Genomic DNA, 11527 nt, shown 5'->3' on the forward strand with positions numbered 1-11527 from the left:
GAAGAAAGTCACGGAAATCTCAAATTATCCAATTAGAAACAGCTTACTCAGTGTATATATACAATGTTATCCACAACCCAATGATTTCAGACCCCTTTTATCATCATTTAAGTGGGTCTTCCTCCCGCAAGGGATGCCATACTGGAACGGATAATGTGTCCCGAATGGTCCATGGTAGCGCCCGGCTGGAAAGCTGGTTACCATGGAGGTGAATAGAGTGTTGCACCTTTTTTGCTTTCATTTACAAAAGGTCTTTAAAGATGAATTTATCCAAGTTTCCCGTTTATGTGCAGGCAGCCATCCTTGCCCTGGTGTTGGCACTGGTTGGTTATCTGGTTGCCCAGGCACTGCAATTTTCTTTGAAAGCCGAAGTGATTTTTGCTGTGGGTCTGGCCATCGGCGGTTTCGTGGTACCGCTGTTCCTCAACAACCGTGCGCCCGCCGGCGCCACTGAACAGGCCTCCAGTCAGGAGACCTGCACCCTATATGTAGGCAACCTGCCATACCGTGCCAATGAGATAGCCGTGCGTGAACTGTTTGCCGAACAGGGCCAGGTGATCTCTGTCCGCCTGATGAAGGACAAGGCCACCGGCAAGCGCCGGGGATTTGGTTTCGTAGAGATGCCTGCTGCGGACGCCGCCAAGGCGATCGCCGCGCTCAACGACAAGGAGTATCAGCAGCGCACTCTCAAAGTGCGCGAAGCCAATGACAAGCGGGATAAAGATGAACGAGAAGGCAACGAGGTTGACGCCTGATCGGCAACCGATCGCTTGTTAGAATCTGACCTCTTCGAGTGATGACAGCCCCCAAGCTTGCAAGGGGGCTGTCAGTTTCTGGGCCTGGGCATCCAGCCGGGTGCAATAGGCGCTCCCCCCGACATCTTCCATCCGAGTCGGTATCGTGACCAAACCAGTCAACAGGTGAGCCACCCGTTTGGCAACCGCACTGCCGGAATCCACCAGTTGGCACGCAGGCATCAGCTGCCGTATCTCTTCATCCAGCAATGGGAAATGGGTACAACCCAACACCAGCGTATCCGGGTGTTCTTCCCCTTCCAGCCAGTCCGCCAGCACTTCCCGCAACAGCGCCATATTGACCGGCAGACCCGCCAGCTTGCGTTCGGCCTCGATGACCAGCTCGGTCGCCCCCTTGAGCAGCACCCGCTTGCCCGGCGCAAACTGGGCGATGAGCTCGTGGGTGTATTCACGGCTGACGGTACCCGGTGTCGCCAGCAGACCGATGCAACCGTTGCGGGTGAGCGCGGCCGCGGGCTTGATGGCAGGCACCACCCCTACCACGGGAATCGCCAGAGCCTCGCGCAGAGCAGGCAGCGCTATGGTGCTGGCGGTGTTGCAGGCGATCACCACCAGATCGATATGATGACGAGCCACCATGGTAGTGACCAGTCGGGTGCAGGCAGCAATCAGGGCAGGCTCGCTCAGCTCACCATAGGGGAAGTTGGCGTTGTCGAAGCAATAGAGATAGTTGTGTGCCTGCAATGCGCGGCGGATCTCGCGGTAGATGGTCAGCCCACCCATACCGGAGTCGAACACGAGAATATTGGCCACTTGAGCTCCCCCTTGGTGCAAGGCGGCGATCATACTCCCGCCGGCCGCCAATAGAAAAGGCCCCACCAATGGCGGGGCCCCTCATTTAGACGATCACGGTCGGGATCAGAGTGAGTAGTCGACCGTCACATAATAGGCACGCTCGTCGGCCGGGTAGCCCACCGCAGTCTGGTACTCCTTGTCCAACAGGTTGTTGATCTTGCCAGAGACCTTCCAGGAAGGTGCGACCTGATAACCCACTGCCAGGTTCCAGACACTGTAGCCACCCAGCTGGGTCGTGTTGGCCGCATCACCATAACGCTCGCCCTGATAAATCCAGCTCAGGGAGCCATCGAACTGCTGCCACTGTGCCTGAGTCACCCACTTGGCGCCCTTGCGGGAGATCTGCTGCAGCTGTTTGTCGGTCACCTTGTCCTTGGGATCCTTGTACTCGGTAGAGACCCGGTGGCTCAGCCAGCCAGTGTCAAATTCCCCTTCCAGCTCGATACCCTCGATCCGCGCCTTGCCAACGTTCTGAGGGCTCCAGAAACTGTTGGGATCACTCGGATTAGTGGGTGCCCACTGGATCATCTGCTCGAAGTCGTTGCGATAACCGGTCACACGCCACTCGACGCCGGCAGTCTGACCATCGAGCATCAGCTCGCGGCTCTTCGACTCTTCCGGCTTCAAGTCAGGGTTGCCTGAGCTCGGGTAGTAGAGGTCATTAAAGGAGGGGGCGCGAAAGCCAGTGCCGTAACGGGCACTGAGGCGATAATCCTCCGCGAAGCGCCAACCAGCCCCGGTCTGCCAGGTGTTGTGACGACCAAATTGCTTGTTGTCGTCACTGCGACCGCTCAGCTCGGCCTGCCACGTCTGGTTGTCAAACTGGGCCAGAGCATAGAGCCCGGTGTTGTCGCGCTCGTCGGCATCGCTCGGGAAGGCGGTGCCGGAGGAGCGGGAACTGGCATCCAGCATGTCGCGCTGCCAGTCGGCGCCGCCACCCAGGGTCCAGTTCTCGTCCAGCTTGACGTTGTTGACCCAGTTCAGGGTGTACTGACGGGTATAGAGTCGGTCAGTGGCCTGATCGCGGCCGCTGCTGTCCGGGTAGTCGTAGGCATCCTGTTTGGAGAAGGCGCCGCGCAGTTCGCTCAGGTAACGCTCGTCGTGATAACGGGACCCCAGCTGGTAGCTCTGGTTCTCGGTCCAGGTTTCCTTGCGCTGATGGTAGGCCGGGCCCCAGGCAGAAGCAGCGGACGATCGGTCGTACTGGGCAATGTTGCGGAACCAGCGGGTCGTGCCGAACAGATCCCAGTTGCCGGTCAGCGCATGCTGATAGTCCAGCATGGCGTTATAGCCCCGGTGACCGTGCTTGTCGCCATCGTTCACCCCTGCGATGGGACGGACGTTGTAGCCGGTCTCGTCATCGAAGCCCCCGGCAACCTTGAGCTGGCCAGCGTCACCGATCTGGCTGGCGCTGCTGAAGGCGGCCTGGCGCTGTTTGTGGGAGCCGGCACCGACATTGAATTTGTGCTTGTTGGTCGCGGGATCGGGACGAGTGATGATGTTGATCACCCCGCCGATGGCATCCGAACCATAGATAGTGGCGCGCGCGCCGCGGATATATTCGATGCGCTCCACCTGGTTGAGCGGCAGGTTGTTGAGCTCCGTCATCCCGGCGGTCAGTGAGGCGCTACGCACCCCGTCCACCAGCACCAGGGTCTGGGAAGAGGTACCGCCGCGCACCCGCAGCGAGCTCAGCTGGCCACGGCCGCCATTGCTCACCACTTCCACGCCGGGCAGGGTCTTGACCACATCGGTCACGGTCTGGGCTTGCAGACGATCGATCTCGTCACGGGTCACCACGTTGACGGGAGCCAGCACACTGGAGGCAGGTTGGGCGACACGGGTGGCGGTCACCACCATGGTGGGGTTGACGGGGATGGTCAGTGGTTGGGCAAACGCCGCCGTTGGCAACAGGGCAGCCGCCAATAATTTCTTGGACATGAGAGATCCTTAAGTTCGCGTAAGCATCTACTTCGTGGCCGGTTTCTCTCGGCCCGAAATACGAACTTTGGCAGGTCTTCGGGCTGGGGGGCTGATGGCCTACGGCGACGGCTTCCCACCCGATGGCAGTGCCCTGATGTCGCTTCGTTCCCCCTTACCGCTGCGCGCCAGCTCCGGATTTTCACCGGATTCCCTATTAAGCATGATGCGCCAAAGCGCAGGGATTATAGGCAGAGCAGAGGCGGATGTATAGCCATCCAGATTTCTATTTCTTGCCACCCAATGCCGCCAATCTCTGCTTCGCCCCTGCCATCACCGCCTGCACACCGGGATGGGAGAGATGACGACCGGCCGACACCAGATAGTAGGAGAGCGTCACTTCGGTCAGGGTTGCAATCCGTTCGACACCATAAAGCCGTGCTATCTCCTCGGCCATGGCCAGCGGCGCCGGGAAGATCCCCATCCCCGCCTTGCCAAACGACTTCATCAGAGTCGAATCATCGAACTGGCCGACCAGGTGGGGATGAATGCCCTGCTGACGATACCAGGCCAGCAGGCTGTCATGGGTCGCCGACTTCTCCCCCGGGATCAGCAGCGGCAGCCCCTCGAGGGAGGCGGGAAAGCCCTGCCGTGCCCTGGCGGCCAGTTCGGGGCTGGCAAACAGTGCCAGCGGGCTGCGCCCCAACTCGTGGTTGTAGCCGCGCACCCCGCTGTCGGGGGGGAGCGGGCGATCGATCAGCACCATGTCCAGCTTGTGGCTGGCCAGCTCGCTGAACAGCTGCTCCGCCCGCTCTTCATGGCACACCAGCCGCAGCGGGGTGGCCAGCGCCATGGCTGGCGCCAGCAGCTCGAACGCCAGGGTACGGGGCACGGAGTCGGCGATCCCCACCTGCATGGTCAGCTCCTGGCTGGCATGGCGCAGGGTATGCTCGAGATCGGCGCCGAGCGAGAAGATGGCGCCGGCCTGCTCGAGCGCCTGGCGACCGGCGGCGGTCAGGGCAAGCCGCCGCCCCACCCGGTTGAACAGCGCCACCCCGAGGGAGAGTTCCAGCTCGGCCACCTGACCGCTGACGGTCTGCGGCGTGAGGTGCAACTGCTCGGCAGCCCGCGTCACACTACCGCTGCGCGCCACGTGCCAGAAGTAATAGAGCTGTTTGTAGTTGAGCATCGGGCCCCCTATCAGTTTCTACCGAACAATCATCAATCAAAATCTGATTTTATCGAAACATCTTGCACTCTAGCATGCAACCACCCTGTGAATTGCCTCCTGCGAACTCCCATGCTGGATGTTGTTGTACTCTTTTTCCTGTTTGGCCTGCTGGCCGGTCTGGTGCGCTCCGAGCTCAAGCTACCGCCCGCGCTCTACGATACTCTCTCCCTCTTTCTGCTGCTGGCCATCGGCCTCAAGGGCGGAGTCGGCCTGGCGCAGCAATCCCTGCAACCGTTATTACCGCAACTGGCGCTGGTGATCCTGCTCGGCATACTGCAGACCCTGGCCGGGTTCGCCGTGCTGCGCCTCAAGATGAACCGGGTCGATGCCGCCGCCACCGCCGCCCACTACGGCTCGGTCAGCGTGGCGACCTTTGCGGTCGGGGTGAACTGGCTCACCGAACGCGGCATCAGCTTCGAATCCCAGCTCTCCATCTTTCTGGCGGTGATGGAGATCCCCGCCATCCTGATCGGCATAGTGCTGGCCCAGGGAGTGAGCCGGCAGACCCGCTGGCGTCGGCTGGCTCATGAAACCTTTCTCGGCAAAGGGGTCACCCTGCTGCTCGGCGGCATGGCCATCGGCTATCTGGCCGGTCCCGACGGGATCGCCCCGCTCAAGCCCCTGTTCGTCGACCTGTTCAAGGGGGCGCTGGCCCTGTTCCTGCTGGAGATGGGCCTCATCGTCGCCCGCCAGTGCCAGGACCTGCGCCGCCACGGCCTGTTCCTGCTCGGCTTCGCCCTGCTGATGCCGCTCGCCTCGGCTGGCCTCGGCCTGGTGATCGGCCAGCTGATGGGGCTCTCCCTGGGTGGCCTGACCCTGCTGGCCACCCTGGCAGCCAGCGCCTCCTATATCGCCGTGCCGGCCACCATGCGCATCGCCGTGCCTCAGGCCAATCCGGGCCTGTCGCTCAGCGCCGTACTGGGGGTCACCTTCCCGTTCAACATCATGCTGGGGATCCCGCTTTACCACAGCTGGGCCCGCCACTTCACGGAGTAGCCACATGCAGACCGAGATCCGCACCCTGCTCACCGTCATCACGGAAGCGAACCTGGAACCCACCCTGCTGCGCACCCTCACCCGCGAGGGGCTGCGCGGCTACACCATCACAGATGCCAGAGGGCGCGGTGACCACGGTGAGCGCAACGCCAGCTGGAGCGAGAGCGGCAACATCCGGCTGGAGGCGATCTGCAGCCGCGAACAGGCGGAGCGCCTGCTCGCCCACCTGCAGAGTCGCTACTACCCCGACTATGCCATGGTCGCCTTTTTACAACCGGTCGAAATCGTGCGACCCGAAAAATTCTGAGCCGGCTTGCCGGCTCTTTTTGCCACCCAGAGACAAACGTTTGACTGCAAGGAGTCATAGCCATGAATACCCCTCCCCTGATCGGCCTGGTAATGGGATCCGACTCCGACTGGCCCGTGATGCAGGCCGCCGCCCGCATCCTCAAGGAGCATGGCGTCCCCTACGAGGCGCGCGTGGTCTCGGCCCACCGCACCCCGGATCTGCTGTTCGAATATGCCGACGGCGCTGCATGATCTGGCCAGCCGCTGCGCCGCAGTCACCTGCGAGTTCGAGAACGTGCCGGCCACCGCCCTGGCCCTGCTGGAGCAGTACAAGCCGGTATGCCCGGCCGCAGGTGCCGTGCGCATCTGTCAGGATCGCCGCGAAGAGAAGGCCTTCCTGAGCAGAGCCGGCATCCCGGTCGCCCCCAACCAGACCCTGCAGCCGGGCGAGCCGCTGCCCGAGCTGCCGGATCACCTCTTCCCCGCCATCCTCTTCCCCGCCATCCTCAAGACCGCCCGCGAGGGGTACGACGGCAAAGGCCAGTGGACCATTCAGGCCGCCGACCAACTGCCGGCCGCACTGGCCACCAGCGGCGTACCTTGCGTGCTGGAGAAGCGCCTGCCGCTGGAAGGTGAGTTTTCCCTGACCCTGGCCCGCAGCCCGAGCGGTGCCATCGGTGCCCTGCCACTAGTGCAGAACTGGCACAGCGGCGGCATTCTGGATCAGAGCCGCTCCCCGGCCAACGTACCGGCGCTGGAGGCCGACGCCAGACACATCGCCGAGCAGCTGATCGCCGCCCTCGACTACGTCGGCGTGCTGACGGTGGAGTTCTTCCTGGTGGCAGGGAAGCTGCTGGTCAACGAGCTGGCGCCACGCCCCCACAACTCGGGTCACCCCAGCCTCGACAACGCCGAGTGCAGCCAGTTCGAGCTGCAGGTGCGCGCCCTGTGCGATCTGCCGCTGCCCGCCCGGATCGCCGTGCGTCCCGCCATGCTGCTCAACCTGCTGGGGGATCTCTGGCAGGCCGGCACGCCGGACTGGGCCGCCCTGCTGGCACTGCCCGGCGTGCATCTGCACCTCTACGGCAAGGGGGTGCCCCGCCCCGGCCGCAAGATGGGCCATGTCACCATCACCGCCGCCGACTGGCCGACGGTGGAAGAGACCTGCCAGCGGGTGCGCCAGCTGTTGGGGCTGCCGCCACGCTGAGCCCTGAGCCGCGCACAAAAAAAGACCCGGGCCAAGGCCCGGGTCTTTTCATTGCTTGCTGCGACAGGCGGGTGATCAGGCCCGCTCGACCGATACCGGCGCCGGCAGGCGGATGGTAAGGGAGAGCACCAGCGCCACCACCAGCAACACCAGGATCAGGTTGAAGGTCGCCATGAAGCCGCCGAACAGGGAGGCCACGATGGAGCCGATGATGCTGCCCAGGCCAAAGCCCAGATAGATGACGCCGTAGTTCTTGGTCAGGTTGTTGAGACCGAAGAAGTCGCTCACCAGCGAGGGGTAGACGGTGATGGTGCCACCGAAGCTGAACGCCACGCAGGCCACCGCCACGAAGAACAGGTTGGCGTTGAGCGGCACGAACAGCAGCAATCCCATACCACCGAGCGTGATCAGCTGGGCGATGGTGATGACCCGGATGCGGGACATCTTGTCGGAGAGGATGCCCAGCACCAGCCGGCCACCCAGGTTGGCCATGGCGATGACGGCGACGGCGTTGGCGGCGACCACGGCCGGCAGGCCCACCATGTTCTCGCCGATGTCCTTGGCCACGCCGATGACGTAGAGACCGCTCATGCAGGCGGTGAGGAACATCAATGCCAGCATCCAGTACTGCGGCTTGCGCATCGCCTCGGCCAGGGTGAAGTCGCGGCTCTCGCTCTGCTGCACGGCGGCGGCCTGCTTGGGCGCATCCTTCATCAACATGCCGCCCACCAGCACCATGGACATGGCGATCAGCCCCCACAGCTGGAAGGTGGTCTCAAGGCCGTTGCTGGAGAGCAGCAGCAGGTTGATGTACTTGAAGCCCAGGCTGCCGAGACCGTAGGCACCGATGGAGCAGGCGGAGATCAGCCCCTTGCGCTCCGGGAACCACTTCACGCAGTTGGAGAGAGTCATCAGGTAGCCGGTACCGTCAGCAAAACCGACCAGGATGCCGGCACAGAGGTAGAGCATCGCCAGGTTGCTGGCGTGGGCGGTGAGGAAGAAGCCGATGCCGAGCAGCACGCCGGCACCCAGGGTGACGTTGCGCACCCCGAACCGCTCCTGCAGCTTGCCCGCCAGGGAGGAGGCCACCGCCAGGGAGAGGCTGAGCAGGCCGAAGGCGAAGGCGACCTGGCTGACCGGCTCGTCCAGCTTGTCGGAGAGCTGGGCGTTGAACAGGCTCCAGGTGTAAACGGATCCCAGCGCGAACTGGGTGATGATGGTCCCCAACAGGGTGAGGTAGCGGGTGCGATTCAGATCGATGGTCATGATGCGTCTCGGTCAATGGCCTTAAGGAAACTGGGGCCACTATAGGCAAGACGCCACTCCCGCCGACCGATTAAGGCATGAAATGCAGATCGGCGGGAATGAATGACAATCAGAGCCGCATCAGCTGACGGAACGCCTTGATGTTGCTGCGGCTGACCGGCACCTCGAACGGCAGGTCATGGAGCCGGATGAGATAGGTGCTGTTGAACCAGGGCACTATCTCGCGGATCTTGTTGATGTTGACGCAGTAGGAGCGGTGACAACGGAAGAACCCCTCCGCCGGCAACCGGCTGACAAACTCGCTGAGGGTCATGGTCATCACGTAGCGATCATCGCGGGTGTAGACATAAGTTAGCTTCTCGTCGGCTTCCGCGTAATAGATCTGCTCGCAGGGGGTGACTATGATGCGCTCCCCCTTCACCAGATTGACGGTGCGATTGTGCGGCGCGCCCGATTCGTTCCCCTGCCCCGTCTGCGACTTGCCCGCCAGCTCGAGTTTTTGCAGCAGGCTGATGAGGCGCGGCTCGTTGTAGGGTTTGAGGATGTAGTCGAATGCCTCCAGCTCGAACGCCTCCACCGCAAACTCCTTGTAGGCGGTAACGAAGACGATGTGGGGCGGATGGCTCGACTTGTGCAGATTCTTGGCCAGCAGCAGGCCGTCGATGGAGGGGATCTGGATATCCAGAAAGACCACGTCCACCTCGTGATCCTGCAGGTATTTGAACGCCTCCAGCCCGTCCTCAAAGCTCGCCACTATCTCGATCTGACTATGCTGCCCCACCAGGTAGGCCAGCTCCTCGCGAGCCAGATATTCGTCTTCCACTATGATGGCTTTCAGCATGACAACGCCTCCCGCAGCACACACTTATCCTCACTCATGATGGCACTCAGCATGGCATCGACTCCTGATCCGGCAGATAGAAACTCACCTCGGTACCCGGTTCCAGCCGCTTGAGGTGCAGGCCGTCGCCATAGAGCAGCTTGACCCGCTGATGCACGTTCATCAGGCCGATGCTGCGGCTCTCCACCCGCCCGGCGGCGACCCCGTCGATCACGGCCTGGCTGATGCCGTAGCCGGTATCGCGCACAGCTACCCGAATGCCGCCCGCCAGCTGTTTCACTTCGATGGTGACCCGGCCCGGCGCACTGCGGGGCTGGATGCCGTGCAGGATGGCGTTTTCCACCAGCGGCTGCAACAGCAGGCTCGGCACCTGGATGTGCACGTCGTCCACCTCGAACACCACCGCCAGCTTGTCGCCGAAGCGGGCCTGCTCGATGGCCACATAGTCGCGCACCTGCTGCAGCTCCTCCTGGATGTCGATGAGGGTATCCCCCTTGTTGAGGTTGTAACGCAGGTAGTCCGCCAGATTGGCGATCAGCTGGCGCGCCTGCTGGGGCCGGATGCGGATCAAGGATGAGATGGCGTTGAGGGCGTTGAACAGGAAGTGCGGGTTGATCTTGCTCTGCAGCGCGGTGAACTCCGCCTTGCGGGTCATCTCCTTGAGCTGCTCGATGCGCGACACCTCCATCTGGGTGGAGATGAGCTGGGAGAGGCCCACCGCCATCTCCTTGAGGGAACTGGTGATGCTGTGGGTGCGGCGGTAGTAGATCTTGAGGGTGCCACTGACGGCGCCGTTCTCCCGCAGCGGAATAATGATGACCGAGTGGAAATCGGCCAGATGGTACTGGCGCAGATCGTTGTTGATGATGATCTGGTCCAGCAGCACCGCCCGCTGGGTCATGTCGCTGATGGCGTGGTGCTCGTCCAGCTCGTAGTAATCCTTGCCCACCCCCACATAGGCCAGCACGTCGCGGGTGTCGGTGATGGCCACCGCATCGGCGCTGATCTCGCTGCGAATGATGCCGCACACCTGGCTCAGGGAGTGACGATCGATGTTCTGGAAAAACGGCAGCGTCTTGTTGGCGATGTCGAGTGCCAGCTTGGCCTGCTTGGCGGCGATCAGCTCCTTCTCGTCGTCCAGGTCCTGCACCAGCTTGATGATGAGACCGATGCAGAGCGCCCCGGCGATCATCGGATAGGCGATATGGCTGACGATCTCCACCCCCACTGCATGGGGCTCGGTCAGCTGCCAGATAAGCAGCATGGTCAACCCCTCGCAGGCCATCCCCGCCAGGATGCCGTACAGCCAGAGCCGCGACTTGCGGCAGCGCAGGTGCAGCCAGGTCGCCAGCAGGCCGGCGATGATGCTGGCGATGAGACACGGGATCGAGGTGTGGCCATCCATGTCGATGAGGTAGCGGTGCAGACCCGAGATGACCCCGGCCGGAATGCCGACCCAGGGGCCGAACAGGATACCGCCGGAGATGATGGCGATGATCCGCACGTTGATGAGGGCCCCCTCCACCGGAATGCCGGTGTAGGTGCTGAACACCGCGAACAGGCAGAAGATGGCCGCCACCAGCACCAGTTCGGCCGGGGTGTGGTCCCGCTTCTGGAACAGCCGCTGGAACGGCCGGGTGCGGGTCAGGAAGAACAGGGTCATCAGCATCAGCGCCGCCCGTTCGAACACCGCCAACAACATCATCTGATTTTCGAGCAACACCCGCACCTCTTCCACATGTAAAACACCAAGGCTGTACATTGTGCCACTCCAGGTCGGTCTAAGCTTTTTCTAATGCTCGCCGATAGAGAAATTGACCCCATTCGGGGCCATCACACTGGAGATACACATCATGAAAAGGAACTTCTTGCTGCTTGCACTCACCCCTCTACTGATTGCCAGCCAGATCGAGGCACAAACACTGAGCCAGAGAGTGACCTGGCAAGCAACAGCCAGCAAAGACAGTCAATCCTCCATCAGCTTGCTACATCCGGGACAACAAGTCATTTCCACAACAAGCCCGGCGGCTCAAGTACTGGCAGCCAGGCTAACCTCTCCCGATAACGGGTTAACGTTTAAAGCTCGCACCTTGTCGACGGAAAGTGATGCACCGATAGTGATGCTTAATGGCAAAATTCTCACTGAAAAGTACCAGTCAGTCCAAGCA

General features: G+C 62.1%; 10 protein-coding genes, 2 pseudogenes and 1 riboswitch. Of the genes and pseudogenes, 6 read left to right on the forward strand and 6 right to left on the reverse strand.

Annotated elements, in window-relative coordinates:
* Window positions 1-260: 260 nt before the first annotated feature.
* Window positions 261-755 (forward strand): RNA recognition motif domain-containing protein, encoded by a 495-nt coding sequence (locus tag CAK78_RS03490; protein ID WP_094696377.1) that lies wholly within the window; start codon window positions 261-263, stop codon window positions 753-755.
* 18 nt (window positions 756-773) lie between these two features.
* Here the strand turns inward: CAK78_RS03490 and murI are convergent, their stop codons facing one another.
* The 3 genes from murI to CAK78_RS03505 form a co-directional block, all read right to left on the reverse strand.
* Complete coding sequence (murI, locus tag CAK78_RS03495) at window positions 774-1568, reverse strand: glutamate racemase (RefSeq protein ID WP_094696381.1); 795 nt, start codon at window positions 1566-1568, stop codon at window positions 774-776.
* Between the two features lie 105 nt (window positions 1569-1673).
* Window positions 1674-3551: a TonB-dependent receptor domain-containing protein gene (locus CAK78_RS03500; protein WP_094696378.1), complete on the reverse strand. Its 1878-nt coding sequence runs from the start codon at window positions 3549-3551 to the stop codon at window positions 1674-1676.
* A gap of 52 nt (window positions 3552-3603) precedes the next feature.
* Window positions 3604-3781: riboswitch (cobalamin riboswitch) on the reverse strand.
* Between the two features lie 35 nt (window positions 3782-3816).
* Window positions 3817-4719 (reverse strand): LysR family transcriptional regulator, encoded by a 903-nt coding sequence (locus tag CAK78_RS03505; RefSeq protein ID WP_010635666.1) that lies wholly within the window; start codon window positions 4717-4719, stop codon window positions 3817-3819.
* Between the two features lie 111 nt (window positions 4720-4830).
* On the opposite strand from CAK78_RS03505, the gene CAK78_RS03510 reads away from it, so the two are divergent.
* The 4 genes and pseudogenes from CAK78_RS03510 to CAK78_RS03525 form a co-directional block, all read left to right on the forward strand.
* Window positions 4831-5757 (forward strand): sodium-dependent bicarbonate transport family permease, encoded by a 927-nt coding sequence (locus tag CAK78_RS03510; protein ID WP_176452649.1) that lies wholly within the window; start codon window positions 4831-4833, stop codon window positions 5755-5757.
* A gap of 4 nt (window positions 5758-5761) precedes the next feature.
* Window positions 5762-6064: a P-II family nitrogen regulator gene (locus CAK78_RS03515; protein WP_005306985.1), complete on the forward strand. Its 303-nt coding sequence runs from the start codon at window positions 5762-5764 to the stop codon at window positions 6062-6064.
* Between the two features lie 62 nt (window positions 6065-6126).
* Window positions 6127-6291: pseudogene (locus CAK78_RS03520) on the forward strand (AIR carboxylase family protein); the annotation flags it as partial.
* Window positions 6281-7252 (forward strand): annotated as a pseudogene (locus CAK78_RS03525) (5-(carboxyamino)imidazole ribonucleotide synthase); the annotation flags it as partial. The pseudogenes CAK78_RS03520 and CAK78_RS03525, both read left to right, overlap by 11 nt.
* 75 nt (window positions 7253-7327) lie before the next feature.
* Here CAK78_RS03525 and CAK78_RS03530 read toward each other — a convergent pair.
* The 3 genes from CAK78_RS03530 to CAK78_RS03540 all read right to left on the reverse strand — a co-directional run bounded on the left by CAK78_RS03530 (window position 7328) and on the right by CAK78_RS03540 (window position 11079).
* Window positions 7328-8518, reverse strand: a complete 1191-nt coding sequence (locus CAK78_RS03530; RefSeq protein WP_176452650.1) for an L-lactate MFS transporter — start codon at window positions 8516-8518, stop codon at window positions 7328-7330.
* A gap of 109 nt (window positions 8519-8627) precedes the next feature.
* The gene (locus tag CAK78_RS03535; protein ID WP_094696380.1) at window positions 8628-9359 is read right to left on the reverse strand and encodes a LytR/AlgR family response regulator transcription factor; all 732 of its coding nucleotides are present in this window, start codon (window positions 9357-9359) and stop codon (window positions 8628-8630) included.
* Window positions 9360-9405: 46 nt separating this feature from the next.
* A complete protein-coding gene (locus tag CAK78_RS03540) occupies window positions 9406-11079 on the reverse strand; it encodes a sensor histidine kinase (RefSeq protein WP_176452651.1) in 1674 nt (557 codons plus the stop codon).
* 133 nt (window positions 11080-11212) lie between these two features.
* Between CAK78_RS03540 and CAK78_RS22595 the strand changes: the two genes are divergently transcribed.
* Window positions 11213-11527: hypothetical protein (locus tag CAK78_RS22595; RefSeq protein WP_141214110.1), on the forward strand; the 315-nt coding region annotated here is incomplete at its 3' end.

The organism is Aeromonas sp. A35_P, assembly GCF_002259925.1.
Taxonomy (GTDB): Bacteria; Pseudomonadota; Gammaproteobacteria; order Enterobacterales; family Aeromonadaceae; genus Aeromonas; species Aeromonas dhakensis.